Origin of the sequence: Xylanibacter muris, assembly GCF_013166605.1 — a bacterium.
Classification (GTDB): Bacteria; Bacteroidota; Bacteroidia; order Bacteroidales; family Bacteroidaceae; genus Prevotella; species Prevotella muris.
Genome location: NZ_JABKKF010000003.1, coordinates 240,462 through 260,336, shown reverse-complemented (window position 1 = coordinate 260,336; position 19,875 = coordinate 240,462). Strand labels below are relative to the sequence as shown.

15 protein-coding genes and 1 pseudogene are annotated in these 19,875 nt (G+C 40.0%); all 16 read left to right on the top strand.

Annotated features, from left to right (window positions below):
- Positions 1–10 precede the first annotated feature (10 nt).
- The 16 genes and pseudogenes from HPS56_RS05120 (at position 11) to HPS56_RS05050 (ending at position 19,874) form a co-directional block, all read left to right on the top strand.
- Positions 11–1,393 (top strand): type VI secretion system contractile sheath protein TssC, encoded by a 1,383-nt coding sequence (locus tag HPS56_RS05120; protein WP_172274914.1) that lies wholly within the window; start codon positions 11–13, stop codon positions 1,391–1,393.
- 43 nt (positions 1,394–1,436) lie between these two features.
- On the top strand, positions 1,437–1,844 hold the full coding sequence (gene tssD / locus HPS56_RS05115; protein ID WP_172274910.1) for a type VI secretion system tube protein TssD: 408 nt from the start codon (positions 1,437–1,439) through the stop codon (positions 1,842–1,844).
- Positions 1,845–1,924: 80 nt separating this feature from the next.
- The gene (gene tssD, locus HPS56_RS05110; protein ID WP_172274906.1) at positions 1,925–2,377 is read left to right on the top strand and encodes a type VI secretion system tube protein TssD; all 453 of its coding nucleotides are present in this window, start codon (positions 1,925–1,927) and stop codon (positions 2,375–2,377) included.
- Positions 2,378–2,386: 9 nt separating this feature from the next.
- Positions 2,387–4,411 (top strand): type VI secretion system Vgr family protein, encoded by a 2,025-nt coding sequence (locus HPS56_RS05105; RefSeq protein WP_172274902.1) that lies wholly within the window; start codon positions 2,387–2,389, stop codon positions 4,409–4,411.
- A 31-nt stretch (positions 4,412–4,442) separates the two neighbouring features.
- On the top strand, positions 4,443–5,933 hold the full coding sequence (locus HPS56_RS05100; RefSeq protein WP_172274898.1) for a DUF4280 domain-containing protein: 1,491 nt from the start codon (positions 4,443–4,445) through the stop codon (positions 5,931–5,933).
- A 220-nt stretch (positions 5,934–6,153) separates the two neighbouring features.
- Positions 6,154–6,480 carry a hypothetical protein gene (locus tag HPS56_RS05095; protein WP_172274894.1) on the top strand — a complete coding sequence of 109 codons (327 nt, stop codon included), beginning with the start codon at positions 6,154–6,156 and terminating at the stop codon, positions 6,478–6,480.
- A gap of 189 nt (positions 6,481–6,669) precedes the next feature.
- On the top strand, positions 6,670–9,840 hold the full coding sequence (locus tag HPS56_RS05090) for a Tle-like phospholipase domain-containing protein (RefSeq protein ID WP_172274263.1): 3,171 nt from the start codon (positions 6,670–6,672) through the stop codon (positions 9,838–9,840).
- Positions 9,841–9,853: 13 nt separating this feature from the next.
- Positions 9,854–10,357, top strand: a pseudogene (locus HPS56_RS13520) (DUF2931 family protein); the annotation flags it as partial.
- A gap of 36 nt (positions 10,358–10,393) precedes the next feature.
- Positions 10,394–10,885, top strand: coding sequence for a hypothetical protein (locus tag HPS56_RS13295; RefSeq protein WP_253952384.1), 492 nt, complete (start codon positions 10,394–10,396; stop codon positions 10,883–10,885).
- 485 nt (positions 10,886–11,370) lie between these two features.
- Positions 11,371–11,700, top strand: coding sequence for a hypothetical protein (locus tag HPS56_RS05080; RefSeq protein ID WP_172274885.1), 330 nt, complete (start codon positions 11,371–11,373; stop codon positions 11,698–11,700).
- Between the two features lie 10 nt (positions 11,701–11,710).
- Entirely contained in the window at positions 11,711–12,379 is a 669-nt protein-coding gene (locus HPS56_RS05075) for a ubiquitin-conjugating enzyme family protein (protein ID WP_172274880.1), read from the top strand.
- Positions 12,376–13,428 (top strand): hypothetical protein, encoded by a 1,053-nt coding sequence (locus HPS56_RS05070; protein WP_172274877.1) that lies wholly within the window; start codon positions 12,376–12,378, stop codon positions 13,426–13,428. The genes HPS56_RS05075 and HPS56_RS05070 overlap by 4 nt, the downstream gene beginning before the upstream one ends.
- Before the next feature lies 1 nt (position 13,429).
- Positions 13,430–14,617, top strand: coding sequence for a hypothetical protein (locus tag HPS56_RS05065; protein ID WP_172274873.1), 1,188 nt, complete (start codon positions 13,430–13,432; stop codon positions 14,615–14,617).
- A gap of 87 nt (positions 14,618–14,704) precedes the next feature.
- Positions 14,705–16,732 (top strand): hypothetical protein, encoded by a 2,028-nt coding sequence (locus HPS56_RS05060; protein ID WP_172274870.1) that lies wholly within the window; start codon positions 14,705–14,707, stop codon positions 16,730–16,732.
- Entirely contained in the window at positions 16,711–19,101 is a 2,391-nt protein-coding gene (locus tag HPS56_RS05055) for an FHA domain-containing protein (protein WP_172274867.1), read from the top strand. Before HPS56_RS05060 ends, HPS56_RS05055 begins: the two co-directional genes overlap by 22 nt.
- 74 nt (positions 19,102–19,175) lie before the next feature.
- Positions 19,176–19,874, top strand: coding sequence for a hypothetical protein (locus HPS56_RS05050; protein ID WP_172274864.1), 699 nt, complete (start codon positions 19,176–19,178; stop codon positions 19,872–19,874).
- Position 19,875: the final 1 nt, after the last annotated feature.

Here is a 19,875-nt window from a genome sequence, read left to right as displayed (position 1 = left end):
TAAAGATATTATGGCAGCAGAAGAACAGAAATTGTCTCCAAAGGCCGAAGGGCTGGAACTGCAGGAGAAAAAGACCGTATCCAATCCGGCAGGATTGCTTCAGGACAGTTTGGCGGGATTGGACAAGTTCGGCGGATTCCAGTTGTTGAAGGGTCTTATAAAGGGAATAGAGAATATGGATCCGCGAAGAAAGGCCGTCAAGAATGTTTTCTTGAACGACAGTGCATACGAGGATGCAAGAAACCGTTTGAAGAACGAACTGTCACTTTGGGTTGAGCTTCTTGAGGCAGGAGGAAAAGACCCGATGGAGATTGTCGAGGCATGCAAGAAGGAATGTCAGAAAGCGGAAAGGAATCTGAGCGAGAACCTGTTCTGCATTCATGACGAGATACGCAGTCTGGAAACCGCTTACAGAGGTCTGGATGCGTTCTTTGCGAATGCCGGACAAGGAAAGGTCGACTGTATAACTCTGATGAATGTCAACAAGGAGGAACTTGGCGACAATGACTCGGAAGACACTCAGGCTATCCGTGACGAACTTGAGCGTTATTACGACCGTCTGAATCTGAAAAACAACTACAGCATGCTGGTGGTGCCGGGCTATCTTGGCGATGCCGAGACCGTACGGATGTGGGCACAGACAGCCTATAGGAACAAGGTCATCATGCTGACCGACTTTAAGGACAGCATGAATTTCGAAATGCTGAAAGAGGAACTTGACGATGCAAACCTTCAAGGCACAGACCCGTATATGGGCAATGTGGTAATGACGGCCAATTATATCCTCGGACGCAAAAAGTCAGAGATGGCCGGTGAAGACGAAGACTTGTATATACCCGCATCAGGAGCCTTGGCAGGCAGAATGTCAAACACGGATGAAACCGTAATAGCCCAGGCTGCTGCTGGAAAGCGGTACGGAACCCTCGACAATGTGAAAGGCGCACGTATGGATCTGCGCAAGTCGGAGATCGCTGCGCTTATAGACCTTGGCGTCATTCCTATGGTTGAAGAAGACGGGCGCACAATGGCATTCTCAAACCACACATTATATAACGGCGCGTCAAAAGGCTTGCAGGAGTATTCCATTGTTCGTGTGTTCGACTGGATAGGCAAAGTGTTCGGGAATTATTGTAATGACCACGCAATGGAGATATGGACTCCGGCAATCAAGTCTGAAATCACACAAGACATACATAACTTCCTCAGCGATTACAAAGGTCCAGGCGGCATCATAGAGAAATACACCAACCTGAAAGTAGACCAGGACCCCAAGACAAAAGATATAAGCATCAATGTGGAGATCACTCCATTCTTCGCAGCCCAGAACTTCTTCATCGAAATGACGGGAAGAAACACGGCCGCAGGTGTGGACTGGGAGCAGAACACCAAATAGTGTCCAATAAAATATATAAATTAATTTTAAAATTATTAGAACAATGGCAGAAACAAGAACAGTGACCATCAATGCAGATGGTATTCAGGAGCGTGAAGTGGCATACGTACGCTACGAGCTCAATCAGCAGACCGATGTGGAAGGACAGCCTACAGGCCGTACACGTGGCGGAAAAATCACCGTTAAGGTAAAATCCAAGAACGACGGCAACACCGAAATTCTTGAGTGGATGTGCGACACCTACATGAGCAAGAACGGAGTAATCTCATTCCCCGACAAAGACGGTGGCGAGATGAAGCGTCTGAACTTCAAGAACGGCTATGTTGTAGAATATGCCGAGACATACGATGACACCAACGAGAACAAGCAGTTTGAAGAATTTGTCATCTCCGCCAAGGAAATCCAGGTCGGCAACGCTATTCACAACAACAGCTGGACTATAGACAAGTAACCCTGAATAAAAGGACACAAAGGACGATTGGAGGCTGTATTCATGACCGCCTCCAATCATCCGCTTAAACATTTTTATATATGGCACTGCAAGGTCAAGTAAAAATACAAGGAGGAGGAGAGTACGGCATCGTGGAATGCGAATATGAATTCTCTCAGGCTGTCGATGATACAGGTAAGCCGACAACCCGCACGATGGGCGGCACCATCCGGTTTGTAATGCCCGCCACTTGTGATGACGACCAATTCTTTTACAAGTGGATGTTCAACAAGACTGCCGTACATTCGGGCACGTTCAGGTTCTGCGTGTTCTCCAACGACAACAGAAGACGGTATAAGACCGTAAAGTTCACAAATGCCTATTGCATAGGACTCAAAGACTATTTTTGCGACCATGACAGCAAACTGATGTACACAACCGTCACAATCAGTGCTGAGGTTATCCGTGTCGGGACAGGATTTATGGATTCCGCCGTCTTCACCAACGACTGGGCATCATTAGCATCTCAAATACAAAACATGTCTAATTTATAGCCAACAACCATGTCGATATCCATTAAAAACATTTCGGTTGCCATTGACGGAACGAAGTCAACAGGCTTTTGCATTGAATTGGACGGAACAAGATGGAGGCTCGACAATTTCATGCTGAGCCAAACTCTCCTGTCTCCAAATTTTCTCTCTTTCTCATTACACAAGGAACCGGATGAGAGAATCAATGAGATATCGTTTAATGTATGTGGCACAATTATCGGCAAGGATGTGTCAATTTCATTAGAGACGGACAGCATTGAGAAAGAATCCCTTAAAGCGGAAACAGACTCCGTGGCAGACATCGAGTTTGCCGGTGTCATTACAGGAGCTTCGGGAAGCAGAAACAGAAGTGAGTTCACAGTAAACGTGGAAGCATACAGCCGCGATGCCCTGCTAAATGACAATCCGACATGCAAGTCATTTGAAAATCAAACCTTAAACGATATTGTAAACGATATAATCGACGATTACTCCCAAGACCTTGACTCGGATATTGACGCACGTTTCACCGATACAATTCCGTATTGCGTTCAATACAATGAAACAAACTACCAATTCCTTCAGCGTTTGGCCCGACGCTATGGAGAATGGTTGTATAACGATGGAAAGAAAACCGTTTTCGGCAATCTCCCTGAAGGAGAGGATGTAAAGCTCGTCTATCCCAGCCAGGACGTTCCGTCATATAACGTAGACTTGAAAATGCGGCATGTGGCTTTCAATCATGTCGCTTCATCATACAACTCATACGATACCAACCAAAAAGAAGGTATCGAGGAAATGCAGCGTGAATACAACACACTCAGCGAACAGGTATTCCAGGCGTCTCAGTCATGTTTCGTAAAGCCAACCCTACAAAATCTCCATTCCGGAGGATTCGCAGATACCGACGGACGAGAAACAGTCCTGAACATATCGACAAAGACACAGGCAAGGGGAGAAAAGGCAAGTATGCTGACCTATTCCGGCACGACATACTGCTCAAAGATTAAAATAGGCAGCAAACTGGTGATTATTGACAACTATATGCCTGACACTTCTGTCTTAGAGAAAAGCAAGGTGGAACAAGACGAGATTCTTGTAACGGAACTTATACATTGCTTCTCCGCCGACGAGACATACAGCAACAGGTTTATAGGCATTCCGTCTGCTTGCGACTATCCACCCTATTCCGACAGCGACGTCTACCCCATGGCCCAATCTTGCCGCGCGAAAGTAAAAGACAATGAAGACCCGAACAATTTAGGACGCATCCGCGTGCAGTTTGACTGGCAGTCACAATTGGACGACAATATGATGACCCCTTGGCTTCGCATGGCCCAACCATACGCAGGAGGCGGAAAGGGCTTCAGCTTCATACCGGAGATTGACGAAGAGGTAATGATAGACTTCGAAGGAGGAAATGCCGAACGACCTTACGTCAAAGGCACATTATATAACGGTGTAGGCGACCCTGACGGAGCCTGGCTGCCAAACAACAACAGCAGCAATCAGGTGAAGGCCATCCGCACGCGCAACGGCCACACCATCGAGATACACGATGAGGGTGATGACGGATATATCCGCATCTACGACAATGAGAAAGAGAACTATATCCTCACCTTTTCTACCGATGAGAAACTAATCAAACTGGAATCAACGGGCAATATAGAGCTTTATGCCCAGAATGATATCATCATGCACGCGGGACATGACATCAACGCAAGTGCCGACAACGATATATTCATTGCAGCCTCACATGACATGCAACGCACCGCTGACAATGACATACGCGAACATGCCGGCAACGACCGTTCCACGTCAATAGACAGAAACGATTCGCTTACAGTAGATGCAAACCAGTTTGTCAGGGTGAATGACAACAAGGACGAACAAATAGCGCACAAGCTACAGGTGACGGCTGAAAACATACGCGAGGAAGCGAAACAGTCATTATTGGAATACTCGACGGTTCATCACCAAAAAGCAAATGCCACTATGGCGATAAATGCCGGTACACAGATAGATATTAAAGCCGGCAAGGTAAAAGTGAACTGACGCTTAATCAAATTGACTTCAATATTTGTTTATGGACACACTGGGGACAATAGGAACCTTACCGAAAAAGATTGAAGATATCACATCCAATATCTCAAAGGGCGCAGACAGTGTTGACAAGATGGTGGACAAGTTGGATAACGCCGTCAACAATGCACAAGCACATAATCCTGTAAGCCAAACCGTATTAGGAGGATTGTCAAAAGTTACCGGAGCATTGGATACCGCTACAGACAAACTCAGTAATGCAGGTAAGATCATAAAAAATACAGGAAGTAAGGTTTCACAATCCATCCAACCGCTGAGTTCCGCTGCACAAAAAGCGCGGCAGTCGCTTTCAGACTTAAAGAATTGCCAGGACGTAATAACCACATCGGCATTGTTGGTGAATGCTGTTGTCGACAGTTGTTCCGGGCATTTCCACCCGAGGACGAACGAGCAGGTTCTTAATAAATTTGACGCACAATGGGATTCATGGGCAAAAACTGTCAACGGAATATACCAACAATTATCTCCTACCGGCCAGACAAATATATTGGAAAGTCTGGCAAAGGGTGGTTTTGGTAATAACATCTTCTATCTCGGCAGTGCAATAAAAAATGAGTCGGCAGGCGTATTTGGAGGAATAGCAGACTTTGAGGATGCCTTGCATGCTTTTAGAGGAAGCTATCGTAACCCGATTGAAGCAGCAAAGAAAATAGAAAAGGGAGTAAAGAATATAGTAAATGCCACAGAGAGGGTTGCCAATTCCATAAATAACATGATAATGACATATCAGAAAGGAATGGGACAAGATGTCACAGGCAATCCAATCCTTTCGTATATAGGCAATCTGCACAATACCAAGGCTGTAGGGGCAATAAACAAAGTTTTGACAGCAGGAGGCGGGGCCGCAACATTATTCACCGATGTGAACAGTCTGCAGGGAGCATTGAAAAGCAAGAATCCCCAAGCAATATATTCGGCAGGGAAAAAGACTGTTGACGATGCAAAGAAAGTCTTAAAAGGACTGAAGAATGCGACAGAGGCCACAAAAACAACATCGCTTGCGCAAAGAACAATGGCCGGTGGCGCTGCACCGGTAAACAATACTCCCGCAGCACAAACACAGCCTCCACAGAATGACGATAATGATAATTCCGGCAATTCCGATTCATACGTTTGCTCCGGAGCCACTATGAAATGCAGCTTCGGTGACAAAAAAGCCAAACTGACTGTTTATCCGGACCGTACGGTATTCCTTACCGGACAACCAATGGCAAACATCACAGACCATGTCTCTTTATACAATATAGCACCGTTTGGAAAATGCCATACAACACGGTTTCCCCCGACAGGCGCAGCAACATCTGCAGCTCATGGAAAGCTTACTCCAATGCCATGTGTGCCCGGCACTAACAGCAACTGGCTTAACGGCAAGGATGATTACATAATAAAAGGCGACCCCGCTTTGTTGAAATCATCTTACTGCAAATGCTGCTATGGAGGAACAATAACTATAACCGATGACGGACAGAGATGACTCGCTTAAAAGAGAGGCAAACCTTTTGCAAAAGTTAATGACAATAAGAAAGGCAATTTGCAAAATAACTATAGAAAATATATATGAAAAGCGAAAGACAAGCTTCTCGAATATTCCACGACTCACCATCAGAAAGCATCATACGGAATGGGAGTAAATACATAAAGCAGAATCAACATCAAGGCCGCAACAGTGAAAGTTAACCAATAAATTAAAATATATGGATATGACAAGTTTAAATTTTTTCGAATCAACTATAAATGTGAATATCATGATTCACAAAGGTTCTCATATCATAGTATCAAACAACGGAAAGATTCTTTTCCAAGGAACTCGTGAATACTGCATGAACAGGATAAGAAGCATAGTCAACCAAATGTCTTCTTTAGGAGATAAGAAAATAATATTCCATATTCAGAACATGACCTTAGGTGACTCTATTTATGAATATGATAAGGTGTATTTCAAAAATCATATAGCACTTCTGAATACTTCAAGTAAATGCAATATAGAAGTGAAAGCAGGATTGTATAACGTTTTTGCATAACACTCCTTCCCCCATAGACGGATGAAGAAAATGACTGTATCGTAGAATATTATTCCGCCATATTGAAATCAAGTACCAACCAATATCTATGGGCATAACGATAAGTATCGTTAGTCGCTTCACCAGTAATCGCTTCTTTTCAACGTCTGCAAAGAAAAACATACCGGAAACAAAATACCGGCAAAAAGATTGATTAAAGTTTTAAGAAGAAACTGTATGTCAAGCAATACTATTGATTCAAAAAATATAGATAAAAAAGACAAAACGGAATCTCAAAAGCGCAAATTGAGATTACAGTTGGTTCTACTGTTTTATGATAAAAAAAATTGGTGGGAAATACAAAACAAAACGGCTGATTATGGAGATGACATCTTCATTACACAACATAGTCAACTTTTTGCAAATACAGAATTTTATATCATTGAAAAAGATAAAGTAAAAGAAGAAAATATAGATACTATAAAAGAAAAATTATGTATCAAAGAGGAACTTACTGGAAATAAGAAAGAGAATAGAGAACTATTTCAAAGGTTCCAGGACAATATAATCATGAAGATTCTTCACTATAAATGTTTATATGAAGAAATATATTTGGATATCTTAATACCCCAAGACAATGATTTCGGAATTATAGCTTCAATATATGAATTATTCCTTTTTGACAAATGCTTTGTAAAAAAATGCAAGGGTCTAATTAATATAAAGAAAAGTACCATATCTATATTATATCCTCCCAAAGATATCAAAACCGATCAAAATAAGCCCAGTAAGAATGATGCAAAAATTGCTGCCTTAATGAGCCATTACGTATACTTTTATCTTGATTGGTTGGAATATGTTCATGTCCACATTAATAGTGCAAATATATTCAAGTATGGAAATGCAATATTCAAGCATGAATTAGAAAAGTATAAAAAGTACAAATATAATGAAAATAATGATGAATTCAAGGACATCATAGATGAATTTAATATTTTAGAAGAAGAACGTGGCATTGGTTTTTTAGGTTGGAAAAAAGTGATAAATGAAATCGGAATAGGCGGAGAAAGAGTAAAACCAAGAATAATCAATCGTTTACGAGAAATTGCAAAGGTCACAAACTTTTCAAGAAAACTGAAAGAAATTGAATTAGAAGATCAAACCAAAATAAATGCCACAAAATACATAGAAGAACTTATAAATGATTTTATAACAAAGCGTAAAGAAATAATAAAAAGATGTATTGGGAAAAGAAATATTTTGGAATCATTTTATCTAAATATTAGAATTAGAAATAGGTTAAATGAATATGTAGAAAACACGTATAAAGAGGAAGCAAAATTCATAAAGTCTGTAAAGAATACATTGAATATAAAAATTGACGATATTATAAATAAATATCCAACAGACAAGGAATCTTATTTCAAGAAGACAAAAGCCTGCGTAGACAATATTTATAAATCCATTAATAATGATAAATCCATTAATAATGATGATAAATGGACCAATTTAATAAAAAGGCTTATTAATAGAGCATTAACCATTTATGAGGAGAACTATTTTAAGAAGAATATCATTTTATCAGGATTATCAGGCATAGCAACACTATTATCAAAAGGAAGCACGAAATTACAAACTGAATTAAATACAATAGAACAATTAGCCATAAACATACAAAAAGAATTAAATGATAAAATTGACAATAGCATTGTGGATCCGACAATCAAAAATAATGTAAAAGAAATAATAATTCAAATAGAAGCTATTAGAAAGAATATGGAAAAACCAGTTCAAGGTTCCATTGATGTAATTAACAAACTCATAGAAAACACTAAACAAAGTATTAAAAATAACTCTCAGAAATCCTTAAGGAGAAACAAGATTAACTTTGAAAAATTCTTAGATGATATATGTGCGTTATCTGTATATGTAGAGATTCTGCATACATCTAAAAAGAATGGCAGGCCAGTAGGATTCTACGATTTATATGATAAATTTGGATATTGGGACTACATTGGTGATAAAGAATTAAAAAAAGATGCAATGCAATGGCATGTGTCCCACCCTTATATAGTTTTTAAAAATGATTATGAACAAATATATAAATCTCGAGGAGAGAACAATACATATAATGATGATAAAAAGATTGCGTATGATAAAGTATTAGGCATAATACCAAGAAAAACACAAGAAGTCTTTATTTATAAAGAAAAAAAAATTGAAGCTACTGACAATAGCGATAAAAGCAAAGAAAAAGAAACTAAAGACGTAACTCAAAATGATGATAATAAAAGCATAACAACAGACAACAGCGATAAAACCAACGGAGAAGAAACGATAATTAAAGACAATTTCTTAGTATATAATACTGTGTTAACTCACGGAATGGACCAATTGTCCGGATATGGAGGATTATTATTTACGAAACTAAAAAGAAAAAAGAACGACAACACTATAGGAAACAACACTATAGAAATAAGTCCCGAGCCTGAAAAATTTGCTTATTGTACCAAAGGAACAGACGTAAATTCATTTAATGACTGGATATTAGCTGATGTATTACAAGCAATTTCCGGATTCTCGTTACAACATTTGCATAATGTTAAAAATGCTATTACCATCCATAACAAAGTAAAAGAGCTGCTTGACAAAAATGAGCAGCCTGCCAATATACCTCTTTTCTTTTGCGGACATTCATTAGGAGGTGGCTTGGCATCAGCAGGAGCTATTGCTTCTAAAGGGCGACATGCTATTACATTCAATGCTGCCGGGTTAAATTTTCTTGGAGTACTTGCTACCAAAACAGCTGGTGGGTTTAACTATTTTAATGTTCCTAATAAAGTACATCCAATTAGAATAGACGGAGAAGCTATTGATGTTATAATGATAGTGGCTAAATATCTACTAACAGCAGGATTAAATGAAAGAGCCTATGGTAGTGCTCCTTTAATTCTAAAATTGAGAGGGAATGGTTTTCTGAAGGAAATATATCATCTTACACCGGAACTGGGGGCAAAGCATGGAATCAACAACTTCCTTTACAAGCCTTTAATGGACGCATTAGACATTGTTGATAAAAAGACTATAAAAATACCTTATGAAAACGGTGAATCTACAACTACATCAATAGCGACTTTAGGAAGCGACAATGTAAAGTTTATTAATGAGAATGATGAAAAAAACAAGTTTATTGACAAGAAGATTCAACAGGGAAACTACACCATTATAATTGATGACATCAGTTTGAGAAAAATGGAATATGTTTCTGCCACAAAATTCAATTTTGAGGAATGCTTAAATAAAATCTCCAAATTAGAAAACGATGTATGTGTGTTTCTAAACCATAACCTTTTATGGGAAATCCCAACGTCTGACATTTAAACAGTTGTATATAATGGCTACAGAGTTAAACATAGCAATTGGATGTGCTTCTTCGCATTTGCATTTAACCGAGGTTTATCAGGGATTTGTTTTTACAAGTCCCGAAAACCATATAGAACTTCCAAAATTAAAAGCATGCAAAAGCGAATGGGGGCAGAAGACAAATACGTCATTTATGGAAGATGGATGCACGGAATTCCCCATAAAAATTGAACTTATTTATCTGTCTTATTCAGAATGTGAATTTTACTCTATAAATTCATCTCTATCAACAAATATTATTAGAAACTTTTGCAATAAATACGATTCGGAAATTATAATTGGCCTGTCACCTTATGGAAATGTCGCTGTTTGGATACATAGTCATAATAAATCCATAATTGTTAATTGGCTAAAAGGAGAAATAGCAGAAATTAAAATGAGTGATTTTCATCCATATATTTCACATATAAGTATAAAAGACTATTGCAGTTATTATATCAACAACGATCCACATGTCAAAAACAACTTAGAAAAACACGGGCTCCCTCCCCGAAACCTCTTCGACAACTATATGAAACAGTTTACATACCGCTACCTTCCGATTTATGGGAAATGGAATAAGGAGGAAGAAAAGTGGATGAAATACGAAGAGGATGAGACCGAGCCGGAATTCGAATATATAGAAGAAGCACTTTATGACGGGACTCATGACAAACTGCATGATGATGGTCTTCTCAAATATCACCAAGCCGGCAAGCCGAAGAAACTTGCTGTCAAATGGCACATCAAGAAGTCGGAATATACGGCTTATTTCTGGTTTGAGGATGAAAGGATACGGGAAGTGTTCGACAAGTTCTATGGAGCACATCCCGATACAAAGACAGACTTTATCATCCGCATTGATGCGGAGAAAAGAAAATATGAGTTGGCACTCTATCGCTACGGATTAAAGGAACCGCAGATTATCCCCGAAGACGTATACCAACTATTAGTATTTAAAAATAAGTTTGAGGACTATCGTTCCGACAACTATAATCAAGACCGCGGAGCTTGGATATGGTAACTAACAATTATTCACAACAAAGAATAATTGGGGCAAACGTTAAAATATACTATAAAGAAGTAATAACAACTGTACATTTATAACAAATGGCATGAGGTACTGCACAATATGTGTAATAAAAATTCACGACTCACATTTTACTCTTTTTAGAGTTTTACATAGCAAACACAATTCACTGATATTCAATATATTAACAACAAACAAAAAGTGTGCCAAAAATGAATGTATCATTCTCGCCTCATGAATGTGCTGTTCTCTGGTCATGAACATGCTGTTCATCGAGCATGAATGGCATGTTCATCAAACGAGAATTTGATATACACAAATACAGTAAATATATTTCAAAATTTTACATCAATCGCGGTATTTTAAATAAATCAATAATACATAAAATTACAAAAACTTTATTATTGAAAATACAAACATCATTCACAAAATGATTGTTATCACAATAGAATTTAGTAACAACAAAAATATAAATAATTATGGCAACAGAAGAAATGTACGAAGACGATGAGTTTATCATCAACCTTACAATTGACGGAACTGAGTATGAGGAAGTGGAAGTGAAGGTTACAGACCCCAACAAGACTATCCGTGACCAGATTACAAGTATTGTATCGGTATTCGAACTTCCCAAGATTGACAACGGAGGCAATCCCATACAATATCTGCTCGGACAGATAATGGAAGAAGGCGAAGAACCGGAAATTCTGGAATTTGAAGACGAGGACGGACGCGAACAGGCGCTCATTGACTACAATATCCAACCGGGTGACCACCTATCCCTCATTTCTGTACCTATTGCCGGATAAAGGAAGGATTATGATGAACGACACAATAAATAACTTCAATCAGAAAGAGCTGTCCGGCAGGGATGCCAGGCTTTGGAAAGAGTGGAAGGAACTGGACACCTTATGCGGCAAGCGTAAGGCCGCCAGCGCAAATCCCCGCAAACCATCTATAGCATATATCGTACGCAGGAAAAACGCGATGGGACTTCCTACGGAATACGAGATCTGGTACCGCTGTAAATCCATTGTCGGTGTTCAGGGAGAAACGGTACCAAGAGAACCGAAATTCGGCTATCTTCACAAGATGAGCATCGTACTTCCAAACAACTACCCGTCCGCTGACGGCAATCCGATATTCACATTCCGTACCGATGTATGGCATCCAAACATCAGATACTCCGGCAGCTTCAAAGGGCATGTTTGCCTGACAATAAAAGAAATGGGAGTTCTCGCCTCATTGAAGGATCTGATTCTTCGGGTGGAACGATACCTGAAGTATCAGATGTATCATGCACAAAACACCTACCCCTATCCTGAAGACCAGAATGTGGCAGAATGGGTTCGCGAAGAAGGAGAGCCAAATAACTGGGTACGTTTCAACCAGGAAATGCCGGAACCAACGGCTCCTGTATCTGAATCAAACAAGAGCGTAAAGCCAATGGAGAAGACAAAACCTGTGATAAAATCAAGGACAATATGAAAAAGACAATATATTTCTTACTTTTACTTCTTATATGCAATGTCCGCCCTACATACGGAGATGAAATAAAATCAGTGAAATTAGACAACAGGGAACACAACAAGGAAACCATAGCCCTTCCTTTCTGTAATATTTTCGTAGAATTATTATCCGAAGACGAAAACGACCAATATGGAATATCCGTTAAGTTGGAGAATATATCGGAAGACAAGATTCTTTACCTCTTCGATAAATCATATAACGAAAAGACATTAAAGAAGATGTCTATTGTCTACGACAAACTATTCCCGGGGGCAAAGAGGAAAAGAGTAGCGGAAGCGTGTGTCGGGATGTCTGAGTCTTGCAGGCTTCTGCCCTCTTCCGATACTAAAAACATTATAAGTGTGCTTAAAAATGACACATCTTTCAAATACAGGTTGCCGATATATATCGCACGGTATGATGAGAAAAACTTTATCATAGTAAAGAAGAACAGAATATCATTGGCACAGAAAGAGGTGATAGAACTGAACATAGATGTGGAACTTAAACCGGATGAGGAGTACCTTAAGTTATCCGTAGCCACCGATAAGCTTATTGGTGAGATTGGCAGACAAACATTCTGTTCCAATAGAAACCATAGAGGCGCTTCATTAAAAAAACTGCATAAAATATACAAAGAATCTATTGATGACCTCAAAAAGCAGGTGCAACAGACCGTAAATTCACGCAATTACATGTCTACAGACAAAGGGTTTAAACAATTCATGTCTATTACTGAAAGGCTCGACTCTATTAAATTGGAACAATTGACCGTAAATAAATGTGACAAAGACATAATAATACGGCCAAGTTCCCACAACTGCAAATATTGCAGGCTGCAGATTGAAGAGATATACAAAAGATTAGAAGCCTGTTATATAGACATCCACAACGGTAAAAAGGCTAAAGGGCAAGTTATCGGGGAGGCGGAAGCCTTGTATAATTGTGCGCAAAAGAACAACAGGCGGACAACGGGCAGCTACATGTCGGGAATCTCCAAATACTACAACAGGATAAAATCGAGATAGCATGAAATTTGTCGGAGTCATATTGTGCGGGGTGCTGCTCTTTCCGCTCCACGTCCAAAGCAAGGTGAAAAAAGACACCATCTATACAACGGACGATGACAGGATTATCATAACCTATGATATAACACATTCTGCCGGCCAAACAACAATAAGGTTTACCGGCCAGCAGAAGAAACTGGGGAAAATAAATTCCAAGTATAAGAATCTGAGCAAGGTTGCGGTGATGTTCTTTGACAGGACAGGAAACTACAGCGGGGACGTGTCTGTCACGAACATGATACCGGAGGCCTTCATGACACCGGAAGGAGTCCAATATCAAAAGTCGGCAGACGGCTTTTACCTTATTCAGTCAGAACCCAAGCTGTCTTTCACCGTGAAATCCGATGCAGACATACAGATTCCCATCTATCTGGCATATAAGCCCAAGAAAGGTAAGTATGTACTGTTCAGCAAAAGCCAGGACCTCAGGATTCATTTGGGAACAAAGAAATCTGCCGGCTATACAAAAGCAGCGCCACAGATTGTGCAACAGACCATAACTTCAACAATGGAGACAGAATCAGACAATACTGTTGAGATAAAAGTACTTGAAAGTGTAAATGCTGCAAAAAGCCTAATCTCTGAGACAACAGAGCTTCCTTTTTCCGACAATCTGTTGGATGAGATCAATTATCTCAGACAGAAAAGACGCGAGATAACGGATAATTCTCTTTTATCGGAAATTACCGATGTCCTGGACAGATATGAATCCAAGAAAAGGACACTGGAAGAAAAGAGCACAGCGGAGCAGATTGCACTACAACAGGCAGAGGAGCTACGCGCGAAAAAAGAAGCGCAGGCAATAAAGGCACAGAATGACTCCATTGCAGCCGCCCAACAGTCGGCAGCGGAAAAAGAAAAGAAAAGAAACTTTTGGATGATTATCGGAGGTATTGTTTTTGCGATTCTTGCATTCATCGGCAATCAGGTTTTTCAAGGCATCAGAAACAAGAGAAATCAAATGCAGATGATGAATATGCAGCAAAACATTGCAGACAGGGCGGAAGCCGAAGCCAAACGGCGTGCCCGTAATTCTATAAGAACCCAAAGAAACCGGATAATCAACGAGGCCAGGCAAAAGACCTCGGATGCGATTAGGAGAAACGGCACCTTAAACGTGAATGGAAAATCAAAAAAAGCATCAATTTAATATGAATTTATCATGATGATATTTAGCAGGAAAAACGTAATCTTAACGTTATTCTCTTTCTTATTTATACAATCATATTCCCAAAGAATGGAATATGAAGTCAACTCTGCGACAACGATTTTTCTCAAAGCTGTATACAACGAGGACCCCAATTCGAATATAAAGGTAATTGTTGACGGAAAATCGGCAGGTACAATTGCCGCAGGAGGCTCTCTCGCAATAAACAGAGAATGCCATAGGTTTGTAAAGACAGAACACCCCATCAACGGAACAACCGAACTTTGGCGAACAGGAAATACTACTGCGGAATGGGAGAAAAAACATCCCCAAAAGGTAAAGGAAGAAAAAGTTGTCGAAGAAAATATTGTAAGTGAATCCCCTGAAACTTTCACTGAGACTGAAAGGGAAAGAAGTGTTGCCCCGAAAGTATCACGAAAGAATGTACAGCCGGCATCCAAAATCATCTCCATATTTAAAGATGAACTGGAAAAAGACCCTTTTTACTCTTCAACGTTTGTTCAGACTCTTAACGAAGAGGCCGGCAAACATGCGGAGTTAATGAATTATTTGAAAGACAAGGAAACCCGCGATAAGTATATACAGGAACACCAACTCTCCAACTACTTTAACGAAAAAGATGCGTTAATTTCAGAGAAAGAGGACAACATGGATTCCTATATCGGAAATTTCCTGACTTCTAATTTTAATGCTGACGAACTTCCCGACAGATCAGAATACGAGAACAGATTAAGAAACATTCTGGAAGAAAAGATTGCTGAACGTAAAGATGTATTAGACAAACTGCGAACCGAAATTCTTGATGAAGATTCTCCGGCAACAACAGCCCAAAAACTGTTCTCGGGGAAATCTATAGTGATTAATGTCGTTATTGGCATCATAATCATCGGCCTCATCATACTGATTATTTCGATTATAAGAAGACATAACAAGAAAAAGAAACCGACCATAATACCCGGAGACGGTGTAAGACAGAATGCGAAAGCAGACATTGTGGTGAGGCGAAAGACAACTTCAATATTGAAAAAGCAAAGCTTGGAAGACATCAGCCACAATAAGGCATACCTGCGCATAGACAGTTCTGATTTCTGTTCTGATTCTGCCGTCAGCCGGATATATCTGAAAAACACATGCATCAAGGATATATATAACTTATATGCTGAAGATTTAAGAAATCCGGAAAATCCGAACGAAGACGGATGTATGGTGCTCGGTCGTTGGATTCATAATGATGAAAGCGATGAATATTATGTGTCCCTTGAAGAAATCGTAAAACCCGGTGACGACGCAATATTCAAAGAGTATGAACTTAACTTTGGAGGGAAAATAAAGCTTAAGGTTTCAGAAAGGTTGAAACGCTTGCGCAGAGAGACGAACCTTCAATACGACATGACCTGCTGGGTACATTCCCATCCCGGTCTTGGTGTGTTTTTCAGCAATGCAGACAGTAGTGTCCAAATGCAGTTGAAACATCCTACACATCCCAAGTTCTTAGTGGCGATAGTCATCGATATCCTTACCCCAAATCAAGAGCTTGGCATTTTCACGTTCAAACATGACATGACAATAAATTCCAAGACAGAACTGAAAAAAATGTATTCTTTGGAAGAACTGTATAAATGGGCTGTGGAAAGCGACAGAACATCATTCAAACATGATGACCACCGTAATATTATGCAGACAGCCCAAAAACGTATAGACAGCCACCATGGAATAGAACTGTCAAACGGCTCCATTATAGATATGTGTCAATTGCAGACAAGCCAGGACAGCGGACTGTTGGCATGGGCATACGGATATGCCTGTGAGAAGAATGGCAAGACAGAGTATGTTGTCAGGGCCGTGTCACAATCAAAGCATGCCATTGACAACGAACAGATCGGCTGTTATATCAACGGCTCTCATTGCAGTATACCTACTATAAGAAGAATTATTGCGAATAATATAAATAATGTAAGATTCATTCTGTTCTATTCCAGTGCCGATGACCTACTGACCTCGATTCCAGTCATTGACGGACAAGTTTCAGTGGAAGAAAGTTATTATGGTGAAGAAAAATTAGAAGATTTAAAAATATGGACAAGAAGAAAAAGATAATCCGGAATTTGCTTGTTGTTTGTCTGTTAATTACAGCAATCACACCTGCCTTCGGACAGGATGTAAAGAAAATAATCTTTTGTGATAAAAAGTATGAATACGGTGCAGGCAACGACTCTCTGACATTGTATTTTAATGTCTTGGATGCCACAGGAAAAAGAATCCAAAACATATCGGCAGACTTGTTGCACAGCTATCTGGTGGTAAAAGAAGACGGGGAACTCATCTCACCATCGTCTTGTAAGATAAACTCTATAACAACAGGACAACGCATTCCAGAAGAATATACCTTCTCTGTACTGGTTGACTTAAGTATCCCCCAAGAAGGAAAAGGGCAAATATATCAGGCAATAACCCAACTGGTGAATATATCTCCTAAAGGATGTGTCTATTTGTCTTTCTTCGGTGACGAAGTCACATCAAGCAAACCAGTAACTCCAGAAAACCTCAATTCGTTCAAGCCATACTTTGAGAGAACCTCTGAAAACAAATATCTTTATGGAGCATTATACTCAAAACTGGCAGAGTTCAGTACGACAAGTTCGGAAAAAGAAAGCAGTGTCATAGGAGAAACAGGATATTCAAGAAACTCTGATATTTCCAGACGCGCTGCAAAAAATAAGGACAAGAACATTCTCTTTGTATTTACAGAAGGAAATAAAAGCCCGTCATACGAAGAGGACATTGCATTCATAGAAGTCAACGAATACCAGCAGGACAAGAAGCATCTGGTACCGACCGTATATGCACTATATTATACCGAGCAGGGAAAAAATACGGAAATAGAAGACATCCTTATGGCTATCTGCAACCCCAAAGTCGAAGGACGTACAGGTGATTATAAGCCGGCGAACGACATGGCACAGATACTGTCCGACTTTCAGGAAATCGTCAATGACAAGATGTATGACTTCTCATTCACCTATCGCGTACCCTCTTCAAAAACGTACTTCGGAAAGACGTCATATACAGCCGAATGGAAAGGTGACGCCATAGGAAACGGAGACTTCTCCATAGGCTCTGCAGAAAGGCCATGGCCGGAACATGCGGCATCAGCCTCTGACTCCGCATACAAATACCTTGTTGCAATACTCGTAATGCTTCTCACCATAGGCTTCTTCTTCATTATAATAAAGGTTCTTATTCCTTGGTTCAGGTCTAAAGCCTTTGAGACCAAATACTATAAGAAATATGTGCCGGAGAAAAACATATCAAGCAGAATATGCCATTATTGCAAACAACAGATTCAAGAAGGACAAAATATCGTTGTAAAATGCAAGCATATCATGCACGTACACTGCTGGAAACAAAACGGCTACAAGTGTGCCGAGTATGGCCAAAACTGTAAGATTGGAATACAAGAGCATGTGGAATGGAAAGAATTGTTCACCCTAAAGTCACTTAAAGACTGCCATCAGACCATAGCCGGTATATGTGCCGGTTTCGTCAGCTGGATTCTATTTGAGTTAGGAGGAAGAGGAAGTTTTGAAAGTGTATCGAAAAACATTGTCAATATGTTCTATACCCCGAATGAGAATCTGCCCGACCTGTCTCTTGAATGTGAAAGCAAGACATCCGCATTTCTTACCATTGGCCTTCTTTTGGGTTTCTTCCTGTCTCTCATTTTCAGATATAATGACGAATACAGGAAAAAAGACTGGAAAATCAATTTGAAGATTCTCGGATTGTCGCTACTGACAGGCATAATAGGATTGTTGGCCTTTGCAATAGGTGCAGATATCCTTTGTTCGCTGCTGACACTCATCCAGGCAAGCTATATTCCGTGGTATTGTTCATTCCCCGGCTATTTGCTTTTTTCTGTCTGCGTATCACTTGCACTCACAATCAAATCATCGATACCTCTCAAAAGTGCATTGATTGGAGGTGGATGCTCTGCTGTGATAGGCTTTATCGTATTGTATTTCTCAAGTCTGACCAGTGTGAGTTTACCGTGGATGAATATGCTTCTTGATTTCATAATCTATGGCGGAGGCTTGGGAGCGTCTTTGGTAACAGTAAGAATGCTGGCGGAAAAGTATTTCCTTGTCATACAAAACGGTGTCAGGTCCGGACAGAGAATACCTATACACAAATGGATGAATGCAACAGGTGGGGGTAATAAAGTATCTATCGGCATGACCGGCGACTGCGAAATACAGATGAACTGGGAAAAGAGCAACAAGGTTGCCAAAGAGCACGCGCAATTGTTCATTGACCATGAAAAACAGCTTCCTATGATTAAACCATTGGCTACCGGTGTCATATATAATACCAGGGCAGAGCTGGCCGTCGGCAAACCTAATATATTATCAAACAACGATACATTCAAAATCGGCGATACCATTTTCCAATATGTCGAGACAGAATAGAATATAAACTTTAAATACCTTTATCCCAAATGAAAAAAATCGTTTTAGTTTTATGCGGCATCTTTGCTGCAACAATGGCAAAAAGCCAAGCCGTGATTGATAATTTTACAGTCGGACCTTACGAGGTTGACTATAAAGGCGAAGGAGATGTTAACTTCCGCCTGCGTAAAGGTGTTGACCTATACAAATATTTTGGCCTTAAGAAAGACACAGTCATAGTTGAAAACAAAAAGGACAAGCCTGTAAAAAAGGCTTTCGAGGCAGGTCTGTCATTCGCAACTCCCCGATTTGACATAAAAGGAGCATTAAATTCTTTTGGTCTCTATGGTTCGGCAAAAACAAAGGTTGCCGGCAGCGTTTACCTCAATTACGGTGGAATGGTTGCCATCTCGTTCGGTCATTACAATGAAAGTCCCGACAACACGACAAAGGATGTATTATTTGAGGTCGGTGTACCTCTTGCCGTTGAATTTGCCAATCTGGACTATGAGAAATCTTCCTTATTTGCAAGTATAGGATTCACACCGGCATATTATACGACACTTAGCGCAAAGGAAATAAAAGCAGAAACCGAAGTGAATTCGGAAAAGAAAAACGGAATGTATGTCGCTCCCAGAGTCGGTATAGGAGGTTATATTCCCTTAGACGGACATTTGTTGAAGATCGGTCTATTCGGAGAATACCGTATAAGTTGCTCAAAAGAGGAAGACGACATCCTGAAGCAAAGGATAGGACACACTTTTGTCGGTGCCAATATCGGATATACATTCTAAA

Coding starts and splice junctions, on each gene's coding strand:
- HPS56_RS05120 (WP_172274914.1), top strand. CDS start 11: ATGGCAGCAGAAGAACAGAAATTGTCTCCAAAGGCCGAAGGGCTGGAA.
- tssD (WP_172274910.1), top strand. CDS start 1,437: ATGGCAGAAACAAGAACAGTGACCATCAATGCAGATGGTATTCAGGAG.
- tssD (WP_172274906.1), top strand. CDS start 1,925: ATGGCACTGCAAGGTCAAGTAAAAATACAAGGAGGAGGAGAGTACGGC.
- HPS56_RS05105 (WP_172274902.1), top strand. CDS start 2,387: ATGTCGATATCCATTAAAAACATTTCGGTTGCCATTGACGGAACGAAG.
- HPS56_RS05100 (WP_172274898.1), top strand. CDS start 4,443: ATGGACACACTGGGGACAATAGGAACCTTACCGAAAAAGATTGAAGAT.
- HPS56_RS05095 (WP_172274894.1), top strand. CDS start 6,154: ATGGATATGACAAGTTTAAATTTTTTCGAATCAACTATAAATGTGAAT.
- HPS56_RS13295 (WP_253952384.1), top strand. CDS start 10,394: ATGAAACAGTTTACATACCGCTACCTTCCGATTTATGGGAAATGGAAT.
- HPS56_RS05080 (WP_172274885.1), top strand. CDS start 11,371: ATGGCAACAGAAGAAATGTACGAAGACGATGAGTTTATCATCAACCTT.
- HPS56_RS05075 (WP_172274880.1), top strand. CDS start 11,711: ATGATGAACGACACAATAAATAACTTCAATCAGAAAGAGCTGTCCGGC.
- HPS56_RS05070 (WP_172274877.1), top strand. CDS start 12,376: ATGAAAAAGACAATATATTTCTTACTTTTACTTCTTATATGCAATGTC.
- HPS56_RS05065 (WP_172274873.1), top strand. CDS start 13,430: ATGAAATTTGTCGGAGTCATATTGTGCGGGGTGCTGCTCTTTCCGCTC.
- HPS56_RS05060 (WP_172274870.1), top strand. CDS start 14,705: ATGGAATATGAAGTCAACTCTGCGACAACGATTTTTCTCAAAGCTGTA.
- HPS56_RS05055 (WP_172274867.1), top strand. CDS start 16,711: ATGGACAAGAAGAAAAAGATAATCCGGAATTTGCTTGTTGTTTGTCTG.
- HPS56_RS05050 (WP_172274864.1), top strand. CDS start 19,176: ATGGCAAAAAGCCAAGCCGTGATTGATAATTTTACAGTCGGACCTTAC.